16 protein-coding genes and 1 pseudogene are annotated in these 23,381 nt (G+C 65.1%); 7 read left to right on the top strand and 10 right to left on the bottom strand.

The features are described from left to right. The first annotated feature begins 15 nt into the window (after positions 1–15). The 3 genes from RMP10_RS18480 (at position 16) to RMP10_RS18470 (ending at position 4,447) form a co-directional block, all read left to right on the top strand. On the top strand, positions 16–612 hold the full coding sequence (locus RMP10_RS18480) for an ECF-type sigma factor (protein WP_310571589.1): 597 nt from the start codon (positions 16–18) through the stop codon (positions 610–612). Beyond that, a complete protein-coding gene (locus RMP10_RS18475; protein ID WP_310571588.1) occupies positions 609–3,743 on the top strand; it encodes a serine/threonine-protein kinase in 3,135 nt (1,044 codons plus the stop codon). The genes RMP10_RS18480 and RMP10_RS18475 overlap by 4 nt, the downstream gene beginning before the upstream one ends. A 422-nt stretch (positions 3,744–4,165) precedes the next feature. Continuing rightward, positions 4,166–4,447: a VF530 family protein gene (locus tag RMP10_RS18470; protein WP_310571587.1), complete on the top strand. Its 282-nt coding sequence runs from the start codon at positions 4,166–4,168 to the stop codon at positions 4,445–4,447. A gap of 6 nt (positions 4,448–4,453) precedes the next feature. Here the strand turns inward: RMP10_RS18470 and RMP10_RS18465 are convergent, their stop codons facing one another. After that, the gene (locus tag RMP10_RS18465; RefSeq protein ID WP_310571586.1) at positions 4,454–4,930 is read right to left on the bottom strand and encodes a DUF6265 family protein; all 477 of its coding nucleotides are present in this window, start codon (positions 4,928–4,930) and stop codon (positions 4,454–4,456) included. A 273-nt stretch (positions 4,931–5,203) separates the two neighbouring features. On the opposite strand from RMP10_RS18465, the gene RMP10_RS18460 reads away from it, so the two are divergent. Further along, on the top strand, positions 5,204–5,800 hold the full coding sequence (locus RMP10_RS18460) for a DUF4142 domain-containing protein (protein WP_310571585.1): 597 nt from the start codon (positions 5,204–5,206) through the stop codon (positions 5,798–5,800). Further along, positions 5,801–6,385, top strand: coding sequence for a DUF1415 domain-containing protein (locus RMP10_RS18455; protein ID WP_310571584.1), 585 nt, complete (start codon positions 5,801–5,803; stop codon positions 6,383–6,385). It begins immediately after the preceding gene. Positions 6,386–6,391: 6 nt separating this feature from the next. On the opposite strand, the gene RMP10_RS18450 is transcribed toward RMP10_RS18455, so the two are convergent. The 4 genes from RMP10_RS18450 to RMP10_RS18435 form a co-directional block, all read right to left on the bottom strand. Continuing rightward, positions 6,392–6,919, bottom strand: coding sequence for a DinB family protein (locus tag RMP10_RS18450; RefSeq protein WP_310571583.1), 528 nt, complete (start codon positions 6,917–6,919; stop codon positions 6,392–6,394). Beyond that, positions 6,916–7,473, bottom strand: coding sequence for an NADPH-dependent FMN reductase (locus RMP10_RS18445; RefSeq protein ID WP_310571582.1), 558 nt, complete (start codon positions 7,471–7,473; stop codon positions 6,916–6,918). Before RMP10_RS18445 ends, RMP10_RS18450 begins: the two co-directional genes overlap by 4 nt. A 16-nt stretch (positions 7,474–7,489) precedes the next feature. Continuing rightward, on the bottom strand, positions 7,490–8,122 hold the full coding sequence (locus RMP10_RS18440; protein WP_310571581.1) for a hypothetical protein: 633 nt from the start codon (positions 8,120–8,122) through the stop codon (positions 7,490–7,492). Between the two features lie 66 nt (positions 8,123–8,188). Beyond that, the gene (locus tag RMP10_RS18435) at positions 8,189–9,694 is read right to left on the bottom strand and encodes an ATP-binding protein (RefSeq protein WP_310571580.1); all 1,506 of its coding nucleotides are present in this window, start codon (positions 9,692–9,694) and stop codon (positions 8,189–8,191) included. A 156-nt stretch (positions 9,695–9,850) separates the two neighbouring features. Between RMP10_RS18435 and RMP10_RS18430 the strand changes: the two genes are divergently transcribed. Continuing rightward, positions 9,851–10,879, top strand: a complete 1,029-nt coding sequence (locus tag RMP10_RS18430) for a hypothetical protein (protein WP_309670203.1) — start codon at positions 9,851–9,853, stop codon at positions 10,877–10,879. Positions 10,880–11,236: 357 nt separating this feature from the next. Here the strand turns inward: RMP10_RS18430 and RMP10_RS18425 are convergent, their stop codons facing one another. After that, on the bottom strand, positions 11,237–12,784 hold the full coding sequence (locus RMP10_RS18425; protein WP_310571579.1) for a trypsin-like serine protease: 1,548 nt from the start codon (positions 12,782–12,784) through the stop codon (positions 11,237–11,239). A gap of 425 nt (positions 12,785–13,209) precedes the next feature. On the opposite strand from RMP10_RS18425, the pseudogene RMP10_RS23465 reads away from it, so the two are divergent. After that, positions 13,210–13,440 (top strand): annotated as a pseudogene (locus RMP10_RS23465) (hypothetical protein); the annotation flags it as partial. 165 nt (positions 13,441–13,605) lie between these two features. On the opposite strand, the gene RMP10_RS18420 reads toward RMP10_RS23465, so the two are convergent. The 4 genes from RMP10_RS18420 to RMP10_RS18405 all read right to left on the bottom strand — a co-directional run bounded on the left by RMP10_RS18420 (position 13,606) and on the right by RMP10_RS18405 (position 23,345). Continuing rightward, entirely contained in the window at positions 13,606–17,280 is a 3,675-nt protein-coding gene (locus RMP10_RS18420; protein ID WP_310571578.1) for an LAGLIDADG family homing endonuclease, read from the bottom strand. 470 nt (positions 17,281–17,750) lie between these two features. Further along, a complete protein-coding gene (locus RMP10_RS18415; RefSeq protein ID WP_310571577.1) occupies positions 17,751–18,242 on the bottom strand; it encodes a gamma carbonic anhydrase family protein in 492 nt (163 codons plus the stop codon). A gap of 166 nt (positions 18,243–18,408) precedes the next feature. Beyond that, on the bottom strand, positions 18,409–21,426 hold the full coding sequence (locus RMP10_RS18410) for a hypothetical protein (RefSeq protein WP_310571576.1): 3,018 nt from the start codon (positions 21,424–21,426) through the stop codon (positions 18,409–18,411). Then, entirely contained in the window at positions 21,423–23,345 is a 1,923-nt protein-coding gene (locus RMP10_RS18405; RefSeq protein ID WP_310571575.1) for an N-acetylmuramoyl-L-alanine amidase, read from the bottom strand. Before RMP10_RS18405 ends, RMP10_RS18410 begins: the two co-directional genes overlap by 4 nt. Positions 23,346–23,381: the final 36 nt, after the last annotated feature.

Below are 23,381 nucleotides of genomic sequence, written 5' to 3'. Positions count from 1 at the left end.
GATCTGGTGACGGACGTGTCAAACGCGGACAATACGGTGACAAGCCTGCTGCGCGAGTGGGCGCAGGGGCATGCCGCGGCGGGGAGCCAGCTGTTCTCGCTGGTGTACGACGAGTTGCGCTCGGTCGCGCGACGTCAGCGTCAGCCATCGCTCGAGGACACCCTCAACACCACGGCGCTGGTGCACGAGGTCTATCTCCGGCTCAACGCCGCGACCGCGCTCAGCGTGCAGAATCGAGCGCACTTTTACGCGGTTGCGGCGCAGGCTACGCGGCAGATTCTCAGCAACTACGCAAGGCGACGGCGCGCCGACAAGCGGGGAAGCGGCAGCGTGCCCGTCGCGCTCGACGACCAACAGGCACAACGCGTGGTCTCCGCACCGGCCCATGAATCCTCGATCGACCGACTCTGGGATCTCGAGCACGCCTTGCGGCAACTCCACACGCTGCATCCGCGTGCGTGCGACGTCGTGGAATGCCGTTTCTTTGGCGGGCTATCCATTCCGGATACAGCCATCGCGTTGGGAATCTCTGAGGCCACCGTGAAACGAGACTGGGCGCTGGCGCAAGCGTGGCTCTGCCGCGAGCTGCAACAGCATGCGAGTACGCCGTGACCGATCATCCCCCGAGCGTGTCATCCGTCCCGTGGGAACGGCTCGCCCTCCTCTTCGACGACGTGAGCGCTCAGCCCCTGCACTCGCGTGACGTATACCTGGAGCAGGTGTGCGCCGGCGATGCCGCGCTGCATGCTGAACTTTCGGCGCTGATGTCCGCCGCGGATCGGGCGCCGGAATTCCTGCGTGGGCTCGCCGACGACGTCCTCTCGCCTGCCGTCTTCGCCGCCGCCGCCGCCGAGGTGGATATCCGCGAACGTGAAGTATCGATCCCGGCACATTACGCCGACGTCGCCGCGGTCCCGCTCGTGACCGGCACCCGAATCCGTCACTTCGAGGTCCTCGCTCCACTGGGCGCCGGCGGCATGGGCGTCGTCTATCGCGGCCGCGATCATCGGCTCAACCGCGATGTGGCCCTGAAGTTCCTGTCGTCAGCGCTCTTCGGCGATTCGTCCGCACGCCAGCGTCTCGTTCGCGAGGCACAGGCGGCGTCGTCGCTCGACGATCCGCATGTCTGCCCGATGTACGCGATCGAGGACGCGCCCAACGGTGGCCTGTGTTTGGTGATGGGTTACTGCGGTGCCGGGACCTTGCGCGATCGCCTTCGTGCGGGCGCACTGCCGGTCCACGAAGCGAACGCGATTGCCGAGCAGATCGCGCGCGGACTGGCCTGTGCACATCGCGCTCAGCTGGTGCACCGCGATATCAAGCCGGCCAACATCGGATTCGCCGAGCAGGGTATTGCGAAAATCCTCGACTTCGGCGTCGCGGTTCGGGGCGGGACCGGGGCTGAACTCGATACGACCGAAGAAAGCCCTTTGGCGGGCACCCTGCCCTATATGGCACCCGAACTGCTGCGGGGTGAGACACCGGATGCGCCGGCCGACATCTGGGCGCTTGGCGTGGTCTACTATGAGATGCTGACCGGTCGTCGCCCCTTTGTCGCATCGACGCAGGCGGCATTGTTGCACGATATTCTCGAACGGGATCCGGCGCCCTTCGCGCGAGCGGACGGCGTCGAGATTCCGGAAGGCGTCGTGGCATTGGTGCTCGAGATGTTGCAGAAATCGGCAGCGCGTCGACCGCACAACGGCGATGCACTCGTGCAACGATTCCTGGCCACCAAGGTCGCTGACGTTTCCAGTGCACATCCCGCCAACTCCCAGGCGGCGCCTGCGCTGGCGCAGGAGAGGAGTCGCCCGGTTCGTCGTTGGGGCCTGCTGGCGGGTGTCGTGGGAGCGGTAGCCACCATCGCGTTCTTCCTGCGATCGCCATCCGATCCGCTGATCACGGCGCCCCTGCAAGTTGTCCGCAGCTCGGCGCCGCTGCCCAGTATCGCCGTACTCCCGTTTGCCGTTCGCGGCGGCAACGAGCTCGCGTATCTTCGCGAAGGCATGGTGGATGTGCTCACCCCCGCACTCGATGCCACCGGGCTGCTTCGCGGGGTAGACCCGAACGCCATTCTTGGGGCAGCAGGTCAGCTCCCCTCAACGACGATGGACTCGTCCACGGCGCGCGCGTTGGCGCTTCGCGTTGGTGCGCAGCGGTATGTGACCGGCAGCGTCGTCCAGGCAGGCGCGTCACTTACCATGCGCGCGACCCTGCATTACGCCGACGGAAAGGACGTGGCGCGGGCGCAGGTGACGGTGAGCGATGCCGACGGCCTGCTGCTCGGTGCGGAAGCGCTGGTCCGCCAACTCGTCGCGACAGAACTGCGCGCACCCGGCGATACGCTCGCAGGGATGGCGGCGGCGATGACCACGTCGAAGCGTGCACTGCGCGCCTACATCGACGGCGAACGGGAGCTTCGTGATGCGCGACCTGCGGCAGCGATGGCGTTTTTCTCGCAATCGGTCGCCGACGACTCGCTCTTTGCGCTGGCCTGGTATCGACTGGCTCGCGCCGCACGCTGGAGTGACGTCGACTCCGTGAACGCCCGCGCCACCGCTCGCGCCTTCGCGCTCGCACCGACGCTACCGGTACGACTTCAGCAGTTGATTCGCGCCTATTTTGCACTCCGAGTGGGGAGCCCTGTGGACGCCGAGCGACAGCTGCAAAAGATCGTCGCCGATTATCCGAACGACGTCGATGCCTGGATGCTGCTGGGAGAGGCGCGCTTCGATCAGGTGCAGTACATGGGGCGACCCGCCACGGAGGCGACCGACGCCTTCCGGCGAGTTATGACCCTCGACCCACAAAACCGTGAGGTCACCGTGTACCTGATGGAACTCGCGGCCCGCGGCGACCGGCTGGGCGAACTCGATACGCTGTTCCAGATGTACTTTCGCCCCAATAGCGCGGGTGAGCAGCCGGGCGTACGGGCGACCTATCTGGCTTTGCATGACCGTCGCGTGCGAGGCGTCCGCCGCAACATCGACGATCCCGCCGGCGCGCAACTCGCGCTCCGGCGTGCCGGTACCGAACCGAGCGATCTCCAAGCGGCGGCCAGCTTTGCAACGACGCTGGCTGCGAACAAGGCCGATCCCGCCTTGCAGCTCGAGGGTCTCCTCGCGTTGGCCACCTTGGACATCGCGGCATCCAGATTCACGGCTGCCGGGCAACACTGGCGCGACGCCGCACTCCTCGACCCCGACGCGACACTGCGCCATCGAGCGCTCCTGTATGCGGGCCCCTCGCTGCGTATGAACGCCGACACGCTTGAGGCCATTCGGGGATCCTTGGAACGCTCCGTGTCATCCGTCGCGCCGGACCTGCACGGGCTCACGACGGCCGAACACCGCGCGCTCCGCGTCTACCTCGGCGGCCTCCTGAGCGCTCGCCTTGACGACACCACCCGGCTGATGCAAGCGCAGCAACAACTCACCGGCATGGTGCCGGTGAACCGCCTATCCGTTCCGCTATCGTACGCGTTGCAAGGACATTTGTCCCGCCGCCGACGGAATGAACGCGCAGCCATCGCGGCGTTCGAACGCAGCATGGTCGACATCCCCGCGAGTATCCGCGCGAACGTGCCTGCCTTGGGACAGCAGATTGATCGTTTCGCGCACGCCGAGGCGCTGCGTGCAATGGGGCAACGCGACGAAGCGCGCCGCTGGTACCGCTCACTGCGTGACGGGCCGGGCTTGATGAACGCACCCTTTCTCGCACTGACAGCCACCGGCCTCCGTTAACGGGCACCGATTCGGCGCAGGAAGGGCGCCCCTCGGGAATCTCGACATCGGAGCGACGGCGCAGTGCCCGCAGGCTGGAAAAACGCGCACTATCCTGCGCGTGCAACGGAGACGCCACAATCGCGAGACTCACCGTGACGGCGAGTGCGACCGCCACCTCCGTGGCCCGCGCGAATGGCGCCTTTGGGTGTTCGCCGTGCTGGCGACGCAGGCGACGCAAACCGAGCGTCACGAATGGGCGCGTAGACGGAGTTCCGGTTGGGGGGCGCGATCGACCGGGCATACGCTGCAGAGCCTTGGCGCCGACCGAGAGACCCCCGACCGGCGGCGGCCATTGATGGTCCCTCCCGCCATCTGGCCACGTCACGTCCACTAGATTTCGGATCTATGCGACCGCTACCTGCAACACGCCGCCCGAGCAGATGACTGAGCCGCGCCCCGTCGATCCCCTGCACGGCACGACCCTGAAGGCGATGGTCGAGCATCTCGTCGAGCGCTACGGCTGGGACGGTCTGGGCGATCGCATCGACATCCGGTGCTTCACGCACGACCCGAGCGTGAACTCCTCGCTCAAGTTCCTGCGCAAGACCCCGTGGGCGCGCGCCAAAGTGGAATCGCTGTACCTGCACTCGGCCGCGCATCCGCGGAAGACACCGAGGACGCCCGAGATGGTCGACACGCCAACGGCACCGGCAAACGAGTAGCGACCACTACCCGCCGCAGCTCACCCGCTTCATGCGAATGTCCATGCCGCGCGTCTTGCCCTCGCGCACGGCCGAGATTCGCGCCACGATGGAATCGGCGGACACCCGGTGGTAGGCGATTCGCTGCGGAAAGTCGTGCGCCGGATTCTCGAATATCGCCAGGGTATCCGATGTCAGCACCGCCGGAAATGCCGTGGGCGCCCGCCCGTTGGGCTGCGCCACGTATGCGAGCCGTCCACTGTCGGTCACGATGCGCAGCGCTTCCCACGCCCGCATCGCCGCACCGCCCACGGTGCGACTCATACCCACCATCGCTCCCCCCGCCGGTGCCATCCACGTTTCATGCGTGATGGTGGCTCCCGAACGCTGCTCCCAGCATCCGGCCATCCAGCCGAGGCGCGCGACGTCGACCGTGGGTGGCTGCTCGAGCGGTGCAGCCAGGAAGAAGACCGTACTGGCGATGACTCGCATGTGAAGCGACATGGGACGACATACTCCAGCCAGAAGGAAGCGGGAACGCGCGACCGGTGAAGCATCGCCGCTTTCACGCACCGCGCTCAAGTATCTTGCAGAGTGTTTCGTGTACCGCTTTGGTGATGCGCGTTCCAATGTCGCCCCTGCTGCGCTGGATCGAGGTTTGCAACGCATGGACTCGATACACGGGCTGACTGCGTCGCTTACGGCTGAGTCTGGCCTTCGGATTGCCGTTCCAGCACGGAGCGGAATGCCCTCACCGAACACCAAGGAATCGAGCCTATGTCGTTAATCACCCGCGCCACCCTCCTGCTGTCTACGCTGGCCTTCGTCGCCGCCTGTGGCGAAAAGAAGAGCGAGAATACCATGGCCGATTCCACGGCGATGACATCGGACACCACCGCCATGGCCCCGGCCGAAGCGGCACCGCTCACCGATCCGAACATCGTGTACATCCTCGATCAGGCGAGCGCGTCCGACAGTGCCCGCGGCGCCCTGGCGCAGACCAAGGCCACCAGCAAGGACGTGCAGGACTTCGGCAAGATGATGGTCGGTGAGCATCATGGCCTCCGGACTGCCGGACTCGACCTCGCCAAGAAGCTCTCGGTGACGCCGATGGCGCCCGCTGGCGATCAGAGCGAGACGATGGCCGCGCAGGAGATGTCGCTGCTCGAGTCCACCGCCAAGGGTGCGGCGTGGGATAAGGCATACATCGACTACGAAGTGACGTACCACCAGGCTGTGCTCGAGACGGCCACGAAGGCCCTCGGGATCGCGCAGAATCAGGAGCTGAAGGATCTCATCAGCACGGCGGCGCCGGTGCTTCAGAAGCATCTCGATCGTGCGCTCGAGTTGCAGAAGAAGATGAGCGCGATGTAAGTGAGTTCTTCCCCGGTGGATCTTCGCACGGTGGCGTCCGACGCCACTCGTTCCTGGCTGGAACGGGCGGTGATCGGCCTGAAGCTCTGTCCGTTTGCGAACGCGGTCTATCTCAAAGACCAGATCCGCATTACGGTCAGCCTGGCGAAGACTACAGGGGAACTGCGCGACGCGCTCGACACCGAGTTGCGTGCGTTGTCGCAGGCGGATGCCAGCGTGGTGGAGACCACGCTGCTCATCCACCCGATGGTGCTCAATGATTTTCTCGACTTCAATGACTTTCTCACCGTGGCCAATGATGCCGTAGCCGCCTTGGGACTGCGAGGCGTGGTGCAAATCGCGAGCTTTCACCCCGCCTATCAATTCGCCGGCACGTCGATACACGACATCACGAACTTCACCAATCGCTCGCCGTATCCCATGTTGCAGCTGTTGCGTGAAGCCAGCGTCAGTCGGGCGATCGCCGTGTACCCCGACGCGCACAACATCTACCGGCGGAACCTCGAGACGATGCGTCGCCTTGGCGCGGCGGGATGGGCCGAGTTGGAACTCGAGAGTCCAACGCTTCCCCAGAGCGCTGAGTAACGCGCGCTACATCCTCGGCAGGTAGAACAACAGATCGAGTGATGGTGGCGCAACGCCCTGCATACGCAACAGCATGCAGATCTGCGCCGTGTGACGCATCTCGTGAAACATCACGTGGTTGAACAGACCGCTCACCGTGTAGCGCTCATCGGGCGCGTCGTGCACGGTCACTACGCGCGTCAGCTCCTCGGTGTTGAGCGTCGTGAGATAGCCGTGTGTACTGGCCTCCACCGCCTGCCAGTAGTCGAGGAGGTCGCGCAGGGCGAAGTGCGCGTACTCAGGTCCTCCGGTCGTCGCCGCCAATGCTGGAAACGTGTCGAGCACCGGTGGCAGACGACGGATATCCTCGTGCAGCCATCCGTCTTCGACGGCCGCCACATGAAAGACCAGATCCTTGATGCTGTGAAACCGCTCGCCGTCGAGCATCGGGCGCGAGAGCACGTCGTCGGGCACCTGTTCGAGCGCGGCCCACAGGTCGCGTCGTGTGCGAACCAGGTACGCGTAGACGTCGGCTGGGTTCATCGGTGCATTCATGGCGATGTGCTCTCAAGTGCAGTCGGTGATGTCACGGCCACACGCAGCGCCTCCAGCACGTCGCGGAGCACCTCGGCCAGTGCCGTATCCTCCAGAATCTGTGTCGCATCAAGACGCCTGCCGTTCAACGCGACCACGCGGCTGGCCGCCGGCATCACCTGTGTCGACATGGTGCGCAGGATCTCCTCGAGGGCCGCAGGCCCGTGCGCTGAAGCGCCGGACGCCGTCAGTACTCCCATCGGCTTGTGATACATCTCCGGCGCACTCACCAGCCAGTCGAGTGCATTCTTGAGCGATCCGGGCACGCCGTGTGCGTACTCCGGACTCGAGATCAACACCGCATCGGCGGCGCCCACCTGCGCGCGTAAGCGGGCCACACTGTCGGGAGCAACCGCGCCTTCCTGGTCGAGGTCCGGATTGAAGTGCGGCAGTGCGCCGAGTTCAGCGTACAGCTCAACCGCAAACTCCGTGGGCGAAACCAGGGCCGCCGCGCGCAGCAACTCGGTATTGCTCGACCGCGCGCGGAGGCTGCCGGAGATGGCGAGGATGCGCATCGTGCTCGATTCCGTGCTAGAAGAACACGCCCGCGCGCAGCGCGAGGCTACCAAACGATGCGTTCCAGACGTTCGATCGTGAGGCGGGCACGACGATCGCTCCCCCGAGATTGCGAGCGTCCTGCGTCTGGCGCGCGTACTGAACCACGCCTTGCCACGAGGCACCCAGTCTGAGCTGCGGCGTCACCATCCAACTGCCACCCACCTCCCCGAAGGTGCCGGCGCCGAACGACTTCGTCGTGGATCGCGTCATCGGATCCAGCGAACTCGAGAACACGGGAATCTCGCGGCGATCGTGTGACGCGATCACACCGAGCGAGACGTATTGCAACACGCGCCCTTTCACCGGTCGATACCAGCGCGGACCGATCCGCACATGCAGCGACGACTCGTCGCTTCTGAGCCACGCGTCACCGGATGCGCGCGTGAGCCGTCCGTTCACATCGAGCAACAGCGCGCGACGATCAGAGAAAAAGCGCAAGGCACCAACACCGCTCGCGGCGCCACTCCCCGTGCCAAGCGTGAACTCCGCACCCCACTGCCCCGCTCGAAACCCGGTGGAATCGGACGGCGCTGTCTGTGCGCGAGCGGCGGAGGTAGGGACGGTGCTCAACAGGACCGCACCGGCAAGAGTGACAAGACGTCGCATCGTGGCTCCGGCAAGAGGAAGACAATTCATGAGGACTCGACAAATTATCTCGCGGAACAGCGATCGTCAGGCTCCGGATGGCGGCGTCGCCGACAGCCACACCTCGATCGTCGTGCCAACGCCGAGCGTACTCTCGACGAACACATCGCCGCCGTTCTCGCGCGCCACGCGCTGCACGGTGGCGAGCCCGAGGCCGGTGCCACCGCGCGCTTCCTTGGTGGTGACGAACGGATCAAAGATCCTTGGCAGCACGTCGGCGGGGATTCCACACCCGCTATCACGTACGGCGAGGCGGACGTAGGAGCCGGCTGCCAGATTCGTTGCCGTCGCGCTGGCCCGAGTGACCGTCTCCGCGCTTAATGCGATCGTGACCGAGCCGGTGGACTCGATCGCATCGCGCGCATTGACCACGAGATTGAGGACGACCTGCTCGAACTGCGACACGTCCATGGTTAGCGCCGGCACCGCGGCGACCTGCAACTCGAGGCGGCGCGCGGCGGTGAGGACACGTTCGCAGATCGGCCGCATGCGTTGCAAGACGACGGTGGAATCGAACTGCTCCACGCTCATTGGCTTGTGCCGCGCGAAGTCGAGCAGTTGCCGGGTAAGCGCCGTGCCTTGACGACCGGCCTCACTGATGGCGTCGAGTTCAGCCTGGAGCAGTGCCGGTGAACTGGCGACCTCACGGGCCGCGTCGGCAGCGCTTACAACGACCGTGAGAATGTTGTTGAAGTCGTGCGCCACGCCGCCCGCCAGACCACCCAGGCTCTCCAACCGCCGTGAGTGCGACTCGCGCAGCTTGGCCGCATACAGCTCCGCGCTTTGGCGCACACTGACCGCGCGTTCATGCTCGAGGGCTACGAACAGCAGCAGCGTCCCGAACAGCACGAGGGCGATCAAGTTTACCGCGACCACCACGGCCGTGAGCATCGCCGCCGTTTCAATCGACCACGGTGCGACCCTCACCACGAGGTCGATCGCCAGCGCGGCCACGCGCGCGAACAGGGCCACGTGCAGCGCGCGCCACGTGAAGCCCGATTCGCGCGAAGGAGTCAGCGTACCCAACGCATTAGCGCCTGTTGGCCAGAGCGCGTACGCATACGGGAACGCACTCACGAGACGCGACACCACGAACGTGAGCGCGGTTTCGGCGGCGGGGAAATAGTGTTTGGCGGTCTGATCGAGCACCGTGGTGAGCAGCCCGAGCGCGGCCCAGCGGGTCAGCGTGCGCGAGGATGGCGCCGCGGCGGTCTCGCCCTGAGACACGAGCTGTCGCGTGTGCCGCAGCAGCGGCGCCATGACGAAGTGCGACACGTGCAGCGCAAGCATGCCCAAAAAGCGCACGCTCGCGTAGTCGGCGAACAGGTCACGCCAGTAGAAGTAGCAGAAGAGGTTGACCGCGACGAGCGTCTGCAAACCCCAGACGACAGAGAGCGTCTGCATGATCGGGCGCCGCAGTCGGTTGGCCAGCAGCGTCATCACGACCATAAACGTGGCCGCGCACGCGAGGTGGAGAATCCACCGCACCTGCGCCGCGCTATCGTAGAGGGACGCGTTTACATCCGGATTCACGAAGGGGCTGGCGGCGACGCGGACAGAGGGACGAACCGATGATCGAGGCTCATCCGCAAGCTACGCGCGGTGCACGGGGTGAGATAGGGAGGGAGGTGGGCACCCGTGCAAGTTCACGGCGCTATATTCTCGCTCGTCCCTTTTCCGAGTGAGCGCATGCGATTCTCTATTGCCCTGTGGTTCTTCTTGGCCGTCGCCCCCACGAACCTCTCGGCCCAGGCGCGATACGACGCGCCCAAGGCCCGGGTCGAGGTGATGGGACTGAAGCATTGGACGTTACCGATGCTGCGCGACTCCATTCGCCATTACGTGCCAGGCCAGGATCTCCACGACGCCGCCTGCATGGCAACGCTGCGCGAAAAGCTTGGCTTCGCCGACGCCCTGGTCATGACCTACGAGGGATTCGGCCCACCGGGCGCCGAGTTTCTCCTGATAAAACTCGTGGAGCCGCAAGAGCGCGCTCGCGTCCGCTGGAACACCGTTCCCGTCGACAGCTTCCAGTCGCTTCGTCCCGATTATGCGCCGCTGATCGTGCCCATCACCGACACCGCCGGCGGTGTCTGGATGGGGCGTTTCATGAATTGGTTGCAGCATGGGGACAGCGCGACACGCGTGTTGATGGCTACCGATTTTGCGAAGCGGAGCAAGGCGCCCACGGCGGTGGACGACGCGAACCGACTCACCGCCTTTTTGCGCACGCAGCAAGGCGACACGGCGCGTCGACGGGCGATGCGGGCCGTGCAGCATGACGGATTCTGGGTGAATCGCATGAGCGCCGCCGTTGTGCTGAGCAACTTCGGCGCGCACGACTCCACGTGGCATGCACTGGCGCATGCGCTGCGCGATCCACACGAGGCCGTCCGTACCACCGCCTCCGACGCGATGCGTGCCATGCCGACGCGCACCGTCGATTGGACGCCGGCCGTCGACGACCTGCGTGCACTGCTCGCCGGCACGAACGTGTCAGCGATCGGCGAGGTATTCCACGTGTTGGTGCGGACGCAGATCGATCCAACGCTCGCCTCGGCGCTGCTTCACGACAACGCCAATTGGCTGCTCGACCACTTGGGCTCCGAGGCGCCGGGAGTGGCGACCGACGCGCACGCCCTGCTCGTGCGACTCAACGGCGGACGCGATCTTGGCGCGACGCGGAGTGCGTGGGAGGCGTGGGTGACGGCGTTGTAGCACCGCACGAGCCAGACGCGTTTCGCCGCAAAATGAGACGCCGCCGGACTCCTTACGGAATCCGGCGGCGTACTCACAGCGCAAAACTCAGCCGTCGGGACGAGGTGTGAACGTGACAGCTGGGCGAAAGTTTAAACACCGAGCTGGAGACCGCCTGCGCCCCGTTGATTCAAGATCGGTGAGCGCCGGTTTCCGAGGACGTGGTCGCGTACCAGTGGTGCGACGTCGTGTGCCCATCTATCGTGTCCTTTCTTCGTCGCCCACATAGCGAACGTGTTCGGCATTCTCGTGCGCTTGCCCGTCACGCGGGAGCCGAATGCACAACAGTACAGTCGGCTCCATACGTGTGAGCAGGCGCTATTTATTCCGCGCCGTGTGCACGACGATGCGGCCTGTTCTCAACGGTTGGTCGGACGAGTCGAAGTACGTACGTTCGTTGCCAGCTGGTTCCCAGATTCGAACCCTGACGGTTTGGTTGTCGGCCGATGCCCAGATCTGAAACTTCACCGGATAAAGCTCAAAGTCTGCGGGGTCGGCGCCATAGGTGATTTTCATGACGCCGCTACCGCGGAACTGTGCGCGATTCGAGCCCGTCACGAGCAGGTACTCGTAGTTCGCGCTCTCGAGGCGCCATTGCCGTGTGCGGAATTGCAGCAAGGTCTTGCCCGTGGGTGTCGTCTGACCCTTCTTGTACGCCGCCATGAACTGAAAGTCCACATCGTCCGCAACCGTGGACTGAAAGGGAAAAGAACCGGGCGGTGCGTGGAAGGTGCCGTTCCCGACGACGAAGCCGGCGGCTTCAGGATCGTAGGCGGTGAGCGCAGTGCACTTCGAGGTGCTGACGTTCCGCGCGACGTCCGTTGCGCGCACACAGACCGTGTGGTTGCCCACTGCCGGCGCAAAGAGCTGCACCGTGGCGGACTCCTCGGCGCTTCCAAACGATCCGTCGGTCGGTGCCATGGGAACCCAAGTGACACCATTGTCGATCGATGCCTCAACGCTGCCAATCGCGCCGTTGTGCGCGAAGTCGACGTCTTCGTCAAACTCTACGTCGTCGCTTACGGCTGCGCGGACGCTCACCGCGTTCCGCAGGTTGACGATGTCGGAATCCAACGTCACGTCCACGTTTGGGGCCGTGCGGTCAACGGCGGTGGGTGCGGCGACCTTGAGCCACTGCCGTGCGTAGTTCACGTAGGTGAAACCCGAAAGATACGAGGACTCGCGACAGCCGCCGGGGCCGAAGCTCACCAGCCCGACGAGCTCACCGGCATCATTGATGGCCGGTCCACCACTGTCGCCGCTACACGTCCCGGTGCCCGTGCCGATGGCCAGAAACGCCGAAAAAACGCTAGAGGGGCCCGAGGCGGCGATCGAGGTGGTGCGCAGCAGCGTGGACAACGTGCCGTTCTCCGTGAGGCCGAAGCCGGCTACTCGCAATGGCATGTTGGGCGAGACGCCGTCGTCCGAGAAGGGGGCCCGAGGGACGTTGGCGTCTTCCACGAGCTCCAGCGCGGCCATGTCGGCGAAGAGGTCCGTTTCTCGGTAGAACGATGGGACGAGCACTGTCTTCACGGCCTTGTATCTGATCCCGCTGCCCTGAAGGTCGCGATCGCCGACCGCGACCAACACGTCGGTGGCGCTCAAGCCCTTCACGCAGTGCGCGGCGGTGAGCACCCACCGCGGTGCAATGACGGATGCAGTGCAGAACGTCTGGTACCCGCCGCCAACAGCGGGCCGTGCCAGAGTGGCCACGAAGCTCCACGTGTTGGTGAACGACGTGGCCGTGACTTCCGTCCCATTGATGATGGGACGCGCGCGTGGCGCCGGCGCGAGGGCAGTCTCCGGTGCCCGCACCAGGTCGTCGCTCTGGCAGCCGGCCAGGCCGGTGAGGAGCAACGCCAGCACGACGGCGCGCCGCCGCGGCCCTGTTGCTGATGGAGATGGCAACGCGCGGAGAGCGGCGCGAGAAGTGTGAAAGCGCATGCGAGCGTCTCGTGATCGATGGATACGCGTCTACGGCGGCGTGGCGTCGTCCCCAAGCCTGCCGATCCGGGCGGAGTGCCTTAGGCGACGACCAAGGTGGACGACCTTCGCGTCGCGCACAGTGCCTCAGCGTTGCAAGTCGTTGTGCTGGCGTTGCGAGTGGAGGCCGTCATCCGTGACGTGATGACGGCCCTCTCATAAAGGAGACTTTGCGCCGAATTTATCCGTCTGTGACATTGCGGAAGACGGGTCGACAGCTCGTTGGACAGAAAGTTGAACGAGGCTTTGCTTCGAGATTCGGCCGGCTGGTTCCGCAGCGTGTTCGAGCAGGCGCTGGTTAGCGTGGCCCCTATCAGCTGTGGGTCGTCGACTTCACGTACGTGGCGACGTGGCGCAGTTTTGTGTATGCCGCGTTCGTGATCGACGTGGTGTCGCGTCGCATCTGTCTGATACTTTCTTCTCACGGAATGCAGCACGACAGCGGTCGACGTTACGAGGTAGACGGCGCAGCCGATCGCCAGGGGACCACTTCCACGATCCCCTGTAGCCGCGCCATCTGCGGTGAAAGCGGCTGGTGACAGATCCGCACCACGCCAGTACATGGCATTCCAACGCGCGCCGTTCCCCAAAGACAGACGCCGCCGACTCCGGAGCGCGGCGGCATCTTTCTTTCAAATCAGGGCTTCAAGAGACTTAATCCCAGCCCGTCAAAACGCTTCTACGTCCCAACCCTCAGCGCAGGTTCACCCGCACTCACTAAACCCGCACACGTGGCACTTCACGCACCCTTCCGCGAACTCGAGCTGACTTCCGCAGTCCGGGCACGTACCCATGAACACTTCACCGTGTCCTGAGCCGAACTCAATCGGCTGCATCTGCTCGGCGCTTTTGCTCATCGGCGGACGCGTGATCGGCACCCCGGCCGCCGGCGTGGGCATCGGCGGCATCATCGAACTCACCGGCGTCGGCATTCCCGCAACCGCGCCACCAGCCAGCAGGTCCGTCTGCACGCCCTGCTTGTCACGCCACCACTGTTCCAGCGCGATACCGACCGCATCGGGCAGCGAGAGCACCTTGTTCGGTCCGAGGCCCACCGCGCGATCGCTCGAGATGCCGCGCAGCTGACGATGGATTTCCTGCAGCGAGATGCCGCTGCGCAGCGCCAGGGAGATCAAACGTCCGATCGCTTCGGCGTCGGCCATGGCCGATCCGCCGGCCTTGCCGAGGTTGAGGAACACTTCGAACGGCTGTCCCTTCTCGTCTTCGGTGATGTTCACGAACATCACACCGAGCGGCGTTTCTTTGCGAATGGTGGTGCCGCGCATGACTTCGGGGCGCGAGCGCTTGCCACGACGGCTCGCGTTCTCCGCCTCGGCGCTGAACAGCGCCTTCTTCGTGCGATCGAGTTCGTTCTGCAACTCGGCCATCGTGCCCTGCAGCTCGCCCAACTCGCGCTTGAGTGCCACCGCCGCATCGGCGACAGCCTTATCGGCCTTCGGCGCTTCCGGGGCGCCGGCGGCCTTGGCATCGTCGCGCTTGGCGGCGGCGTCCTGCGTGGCACCGGTGCTGAGCACCTGGTTGTCGCGCGAGCCATCACGGTACACGGTGACACCCTTGCACTTCATGTCGTACGCCATCTCGTAGATCGCGCGCACGTCATCCTGCGTGGCGGCGTAACCGAAGTTGGTGGTCTTGGAGATGGCCGAGTCGCAATGCTGCTGGAACGCCGCCTGCATTTGGATGTGATACACCGGCGCGATGTTGTTCGCCGTGTTGAACACCGCCTGCCACTTGGCCGGCACGTCGGCATGCTTCACGGTGCCCGTTTTCGCGATGCGCTCCATGAGTTCATCGCTGTACCAGCCTTCGGTCTTGGCGATCGCCACGAAATCTTCGTTCACATCGGGCATCATCACGCCCGCCTGATTGCGCATGAACGCCACCGCGAACAACGGCTCGAGTCCGCTGGAGCAACCGGCGATAATGGAGATCGTGCCGGTGGGTGCCACCGTCGTCACGTTGCAATTGCGCAGCAGCTGCATGGGGCGAATGCGCTCGTCGTTTTCGTCGCGCGCGCACGTTTCGTCGGGGCCGAAGATGGAGCGCGCCCATTCGGGGAATGCGCCACGCTCCTTGGCCAGACGCTCGCTCTCCTTCTTGCCCTCGACATCCAGGAACTCCATAACCTTGCGGCCCATCTCCACGCCTTCCGCACTGTCATACGGAATGCCCAGGCGCACGAGCATGTCGGCAAAGCCCATCACGCCAAGGCCGATACGACGAATGCGCTTGGACAGCGAGTCGATTTCCGGCAGCGGATACTTGTTGACGTCAATGATGTTGTCGAGGAAGTGCGTGCTGAGCGCGATGTCGCGACGCATCGCTTCCCAATCGACTTCGCCGTTGTTCACGTAGTAGCCGACGTTCACCGAGCCCAGATTGCACACGTCGTACGCCAACAGCGGCTGCTCGCCGCAGTTGTGTACCACGAAACCGTTGCCAATAAACGAATGGGTGAGCGGCTCGGTGAGGTCGTACACCATCTCCTCGCCCGCTGCCTCCATGCGCTCGAATCGAGCCGTGAACGACTCGCGGTACGGTCCACGCGCGCCGTAGCTCGCCACGCGCGAAATCAGCGCGTTGCTCTTGGCGCGCGTCAGGAAGCCGATCTCTTCGGCGAAGCGCAACACGTTGTCACGGGCAATCACCAGATCGTGATCGGCCTGGCACGACACGTCAGCCCCCTTGATGGTCACCGTGCGCGCGGGATGACGATCGCGATAGATGCGCGACGCGATGCCGAAGTTGAGCAGCATGCGCTGCACATCCTGCAGCAGTGACATAGAAATCGACGTCAGCCGCACTGACACGCCCTTTTCCGGCGTGCCGCTCACGTGTCCATCGGCGGTGAACAGTGCCTGCAGAAAACCCTGCTGCATCGTTTCCGTACCAGCCAACACCGCCGCCGGCACGCGATCGAGCTTCGACTCGGCGGTCACGCCAAATCGCTCAGCCACCATCGCCCGCAGCCGGGTGCTGCTCACGGTCGCCATCTCGCGCGACGGGATGTCAACGACGCCAACCGGTGCGCGTCCGCTCGTGCCGAGCATCTCGTTCACATCGTGCGAAAACGAGGCGGCGACCTCGCGGTCGTCGCCCCAGAAACCCAACACGGCACCGTGGCCGGAATCTCCAGTGATGTGGCCGTCGGCGATGAGCCACCCGAGCACGCGCCCCTCTTCCGACGTGCCCGTGGTGCCGAACCCGCCCTTCACATTCTGAACGTGCAGGGCATCGCCTTCGGTCAGCGACTGCGCCTCCACCCAACCACGCGCCGTCATGAACCGATGATCGGCGGTCACGCGAATCTCGTAGCCCTCGCGCGTAACCACGCGGAACACGGGCTTCACCCCACTCGCGAACGGCACACCGGCGGGTCCGACACGACCGGCGCTGAAGCGCGCATCAAGCGTGACAGGCATGGCCTCCTCGTGCTCGGCCAACGACGCGATCGCTACCAGGCCGTTGCTGGTGGCCACAAGCGTATCGCCCGTAACGCACGGGTTCGTCGCTTCATACGCACCCAAGTGCGGCACCGGGTTGTACCGGTTCGCTTCGTCGATGAAGAACACGCCCGGCTCACCGGTGCGCCACGCGCCGAGGATCATTTTGTCCCACACATCGCGCGCGCGGGCCTGACCGGTAACCTGACCGGTGCTCGGATCGAGCAGGTCGTAGCTGCCGTCAACCTTCACCGCGTCCATGAACTTGGTGGTGATGCCCACCGAGATGTTGAAGTTCGTGATCTTGGTAAGGTCTTCCTTGCTCGCGATGAAATCGAGCACGTCGGGATGATCGACTCGCAAAATGCCCATGTTCGCACCACGACGGGTGCCGCCCTGCTTCACCGCGTCCGTGCTGGCGTCGTACAGCTCCATGAACGAAATCGGCCCCGACGCCACGCCGGTCGTGCTCCGCACCATCGCGCCCTTGGCTCGCAGCCGCGAGAAGGAGAAGCCCGTACCGCCGCCCGACTGATGGATCAGCGCCATGCTGCGCAGCGTGTCATAGATGCCGCTCTGGCCGTTGCTGAGCGCGTCATCCACCGGCAGCACGAAACAGGCGGAGAGCTGGCCCAACGGACGGCCGGCGTTCATGAGCGTCGGCGAGTTCGGCTCGAACCGACGTTGCGTCATCAGGAAGTAGAACTCTTCCGCCACCGCCTGCACTGCCCCATCGCTGGCTCCGTACCGGCGATCGGCCTCGGCCACCACCGTCGCCACGCGCCAGAACATGTCCTCCGGCTTCTCCACCGACTTACCGGACTTGTCCTTGACCAGGTAGCGCTTGTCGAGCACGGTCCGAGCGTTCGCGGACAGCGTTACCAGTCCTTCCGGTGGCGTGGCGGAGAAGGGCATTCGTGAGGCTCCTGCAGTTGGCGTGGGGCGGGGCAAAATGACCGATACTCGACGTTCTCAAGTGCGTCCTCGAGAACTTGGCGGGGGGCCGAGTGGGCGGGTATGGTGCCTCCGTTCGTGAGGCCGCACAAGTAGCGGTGTAAGTCGTTCCCCGTGAACGCGTTGTACAAGTCACATCACGGATGTGCGACGCGTCGAAAGTTCTCCACCGAGGCCAGCTTTTGTGAGCACCGCAGCTGTCACGGTAGAGCGGACACAGCCGTTTCATCCCGGCCCAGCTGTCTCGACAGTGCCGACAGCATCGCGTAAAGCATTGGCTTAAAACCGGTTACGAAGCGCCTGCTCAGACCGGCAGCGGCAGCATCAGCACAGTACGCCGACATGCGCGCCAGCACTTCAATCACATTCGTACACCGCTCGCCAGAGCGCGCTTGCTTGCAGACACACCGAAAGCAGGCAATTGCCCGCTCTCACGATGTGCGCCGCGCCAGTGACCCGCTCCGGTGCACTTCCTTGAGCGCCACATACCGCGCCGCATTGTCCAGCGTCCCCGCCTGCTGCTCGGCACTCAACTGCCGCACCACCTTCCCCGGCACGCCGACCACCAGTGACCCCGGTGGCACCTGCGTCCCCTCCGTGACCACCGCGCCGGCCGCGATGATGCTCCCCCGCCCCACCCGCACATTGTTCAGCAGAATCGCCCCCATGCCCACCAGCACGCCGTCCTCGAGGATGGTGCCATGCACCACCGCCCGGTGCCCGATCACACAGTCCTCCCCTACGATCGTCGGCTTCCCCGGATCGGCATGAATCACCGCGCCATCCTGCACGTTGCTGCGCGCCCCGATCACGATGCGCTCGACGTCGCCGCGAATCACGGCGGTCGGCCAAATGCTTACATCGTCGCCCAACACCACATCACCCACAACGACAGCCGAATCATGAATCCAGAATCCTGACATAAAAACAGTATGGGGTATGGAGTACGGGGTATGGAGTTCCAACAGCGCGCTGTGTGCAGTGCTTCGCGCCCTTCGCGGCCCTCCGCGCCCTTCGCGTGAACCACAGAGCCATCCACCGGCATCCCACGATCCGCCAGCACACCGCCAGCACACCGAAGGCTCAAGATCAGAAGTACCCACCTAACGTCACGTAGATCGTCCCGCGCCGCGACACATCACGCGGCGCCACATACGGGGCCGCGGCGCCGAGGCGCATGCGATACGGCGTGTCGTACTGCACCGCCAGGTCCACCACCAACTCCGCACCCGCCGATGCCAACCAACCGTCGCGCTCACCCGGTCGCTCGCACACCACATTCTCCGATTGCGCCAACGCGCGCGGACACCACGCCCGAGCCGCGTCGCTGAACAGCGTGACCGACATGCGATCCACGAACAGCGTGAACGGGCTCGGCAACCGCTTGAACAACACCAACGGCGCGCGATACTCTACGCCGCCGGCCAGCGCCCGAATGCCACGCTGCGTGCCCGGTGCGACACCGCGCAGCGAAAAGGTACGCGACGGATCGCCCACCACCACGCCCGGCAGCAGCTCGGCCGACTGACCACTCGTACCGCCCACGCTGAACTCAGTTGTCGACGTCTGTTGCGCTACTCCGATCGTGGCACGCGTGGCGATCACATGACGCGAGAAGCCTGGGAGGTTGAGCGGTAGGAAGTGTCGCGCCCCTACGATCGAACGCCAGGCTCCCGAGCCGAGCGCATCGTCTTCGCGCCAGCGATACGCCGTGCTGCCGCTCAGCGTGAACCCTTCCTCTACCGAGATGCCGCGCGCGCCCAGCCGCGCCGTACTCACACTGCTGCTGGCGAAGAAGGAGCCGTAGCGCGTACCCGTGCGCAACAGCGAGTTCGGCGCACCGAGTGCCGAGTCCACATCGCTCGTGAAATCGCGCATCTCGTACTGCGCGCCGAGGGTGGCACTCACCGAGCGCCGCACGCGCGGCACGCGCCACGTGCTCGAGCCGGTCACGAATCGGCGACGACGCGCGATGAAGCCCAGCGTGGCTCCCGAGTCGCTCACCGCGCGAAAGGTGCCATCCCACGCCTGCTGCGCCGACACATCCAGCAACTGGATCCCAAGACCAGCGTATCGATACGACGCGAACGCATCCGTCTCGCGCAGCTGCGGCTGCACCAACGCATTGGCCGTCCAGGCATGCCGTCCCAGAATGTCGACGCCACTGGTGGACGCACCGTACGTCGCGCCGCCATTGCGCCCTTCGCCGATCAACGGCATCCAGTAACGCGGCACCAACTGACGCAGCGGCGAGTAGCCCGTGACCACCGCCGACTCTGTACGACCACCCAGCTCGGCCATGTTCGGCACCGACAAGTCGGCCGTGTTCTTCGCCGGATACCACGCCGATTGCGCGATCGCGCCGACGGTGTCGAGCGGCGCCCAGGATACGTGATAGCCGTCGGCACGATAGAAGAGCGCGGCGACACGCGCGCCATCAGGCGACACGGAAGGATCGAACACCCCGCTGCTGACCGACGACACGACCCGCACGTCGTCTCGCTCCACGCGCCAGCGCATGGTGTCGATTGGCGCGCCGACCGCGGCGATCGGAGCGGTTTCCAGTTGCGAACGTCCGCTACGATCGCTCACCCATACCAGGCGCTTGCCATCAGGCGTGAAGCTGGGACTCGCGAACACACCGCGGGCCCCGGCGACCACGAGCTGGAGATCGCCGGTTACATCCATCACGACGATGCGCTGCTCTCCGGTGGGAAGCAGCTGCGCCGCGACGATGCGTTGTCCGTCGGGCGACCAACGCGGCTCGGCCCATCGTTCCGAGGCCACGTCGGGCGTGATCGGCACGATACTCTCGCCCGTGGCACTGACGCGCACCAATCGCGTGCGATCCGCGCCGAGCTGCACCGCCACGATGCTGCCGTCAGCGCGCACATCCGGCTGCGCCAGCCGCGCGCCTTTGGTCAACCGCGTCTCACCACCGCGATCGGCGCCGCGTGAACGATAGAGATCCGAGCGCACGACATACGGGTCCATGCGTTCCGACTGCGCGAACACCATCGCGCCGTTGTCGTCACCAGGAATCGGCGCGTTCACATCGAGCGTGTTGCGCCACGCCAGCCTCAGTGGCTGCGCTCCGCTGTTCACGCCAATCGAAGCGACGTACAGCCCCGACACGTCACGGCCGTTGCTGGCGCTCCACGCCAGCGTGTCGTTCCCGATCCATCGCGGAGCGGCCGCGTACCAGCCGTTCGCGCTCACGGTGTGCCACACGCTGTCGCCGGGCAACATCGACGTCACCCGCCGCAGCGAATCGGTCATGTGCACGAACAGACTATCGAAGGTCACGCCGAACGCGGCGCGACTGTTCCTGCTCAGCAGAAATGGCACCACGTTCGCCGCGGTGATGTCCACGTAGCGACGCAGGCTTCCATCACGTTGCGCCGCTGCCCGATGCATCAACAGCGATCCCCAGGCATACGCCGTCTGTCCGCCAGGAAACTGCGACGTGGACAAGCTCCATCGCTGCGGCCCCGGCACAAAAGCATCGCGCACGGCAACCCGCGCGATCATCGGGAAGTCGGTGCTCACCGCTCGTCCAGTGCCAGTGAGCTTCGATTCGTAATGCACCGCCAACCCTTCCTTGACCCAGCTTGGCGTGAACGCGTTGGGAAAGAACATCGGATTCCGTCCGAACACGGCGCGCCCCACGGCCCACGCTCCACGCGCCCGATCAATATGAAAGATGTGCGCCATCTCGTGCGTGATCACCATGCGCAGCCATTCGTCATGGAAGCGCAACTCGCGCAGCGCGATCGGCGGCACGGCGTAGATCACGACACGATTCGTGGGAAACACCTGCGCATAGCCGTTGCTGGCGTCCACGTTGTCGGCAATGAGCAGATCCACCGGCCCCGAAGGCGGTGCCAACTCGCGCGACAGCTGCGCGTAGGCCGACTCGGCCAGAAAGGCGGCCCGGCGTGCCATCGCTTCCTGATCAGGACGGAAGTGCACCCGAAAATGCGGCATCGCGATGGTACGCATCGCGCCGCGCGGATCGACTTGCGCGTTTACCACGGGCGCGCTCGTGAGGAGCATGCCCAACAGCATCGTTGTGCGTAGTGCCGGGCGGAACATCGTGCGCGTCACGGCTGCAACACTGGCGCGAACATCCGGAAGTATCGCTCGAGCCCCACCACCAGCCCTTCGGCATACTTCCGTTGAAAGCCCGCATCGCGCATGGCGGCTTCCTGCTCGGGCAGCATGAGAAACAGTCCTTCCGCGAGCGCCGACGGATACCACGTGGGTCGGGCCACAGCGAGATTCTGGTAGTGTACGCCAAGGTCGCGCAGCCCGAATCGCTTCATGAGTTCCTCCTGCACCGGACGGGCGAGCGCCTCACTGTGCTGATGATAGAAGAGCGTGCTGGTCCCGTTGGCCGTGAACGGATTCACACCGTCGGGCAGCGCGTTCAAGTGCACCGAGATGAACGCATGCGCGTTGGCCCGACGGGCCGTGACGCCGCGCTCCGTCAGTCCGACGGGGGCCAGCGAGGTCCGCGTCATCACGACGGTCGCGCCGCGCGCCCGCAGCAGGGCAGCGACCTGCTCACCCACCGGAAACACGGCGTCGCCCTCATAGAGTCCGGTCGGCCCGGTCGCACCAGCGGGCGGATGACCGGGATCGACGGCGATCGTGAGGCCGCGCAGCGGATTCGCGGCATCGATCAGCGGTGGACGGCGCACGCGCAATACGAACTGACGGCGGCTCTCATCCCAAATCGACTGCCAGCCGAACACGGGCTGCGACAGCGTGAAGGTGATACGCACCCGATCACTCGTGACCTGATCCCAGCTGATGCGGCGCACGAGTGTATCGTTGCCGAAGATCGGCGAGATCTCGGGATTGGCCTGCACGCCATACAGCGTGAGCACCAGCGTGCGGCCATCCGGCTCCACCAAGTGCGCCGGGCGATCACCGGTGGAGATGGCGACATCGACCCACTCGGCGCTCGGCGTCACGCGAAATCCACCGGTCACGCGTCGCGGCAGCGCGGTGCCTTCGGGAAGCATGACGAGGTCGTTGCTATCCACCCAGACGTCGAGCGTGCCATCGAGGCGGATGCGCGTATACCCCTGTTGCCGTCCGGTCACTTCCACGATCGTCCCGTTCAACAGCATCCACTTGTACGTGCCGTCTACGATGGTGCGTGCGTTCACGACGCGATCCGTATCACTCCCGATCGTCGAGGTACTGCGCAGCATCGCCAACACGCGCGCGTCCGTGGGCAGCGCGCGCACGATTGGCACCGTTAGCCGCACCGTGTCGCTGCCGCGAATCGCGATTAGCCGCGGCGCACGGGCGCTGTCGGTCAGCAATCGCGCGGCGAGTTCGGTAGAGAACACCGACGCCATGTCGTCGCCATTCGCATCGCCTGAGGCGACGCCCGGTACAGCGGTCAGTCCGTTGCCGCGTACCAATGGCCGCACCACGCTGTCGCTGCCCTGCACCAACACGATCGCATTGGCCGGCGCGCGCAGGCTGACCCGCAGGTAGTCATCGCGCTTCGCCCACACCCCACGTACCGGCAACACCGAGCCACTGTCCACGCGCAGCTTGCCCGTACCAGGCAACGGCGTGCGCACCGGCAGCCGCACTTTGACCGTGCGTCGCACCGTGTCGGCGGCCCGCGCCACCACCATATCGTACCGCAGCGCACCGGTCGGCGGATTGACCAGCCACGCCAGGAACGCCCCGTTCGGCGCCACCGGAACCGCCTGCCCGTTGATCGTAAGCGACGCGTCGCCGGTGCCGAGGCTGCCGAGCACGAAATTGGAGTCCCGGCTCGTAAGCAGCTGGTTCTCGGCCGGGTAGCGTACGCGTACGTCGATCGGCGCACCGCGAACGGCGGGCACGGCAGGCATCCCCGACACGATCGCCGGCGGAGCGACGATCGGCGTGGGTGGCAACACGACGGTCGTCGGACGGGCGCAGGCGCTCACCATGAGCACGGCGCCGATTAGCACGAGCGAGCTGGGCTTTTGCATCGGTCCGGGGTAGTTCGTCATCCAGTCGAAGCTGACGGACGTAGAGACAGGCGTCCA

The organism is Gemmatimonas sp., assembly GCF_031426495.1.
GTDB lineage: Bacteria > Gemmatimonadota > Gemmatimonadetes > Gemmatimonadales > Gemmatimonadaceae > Gemmatimonas.
The sequence above is the reverse complement of the archived record's forward strand: the minus strand, read 5'-3'. Positions and strand labels throughout refer to the sequence as shown.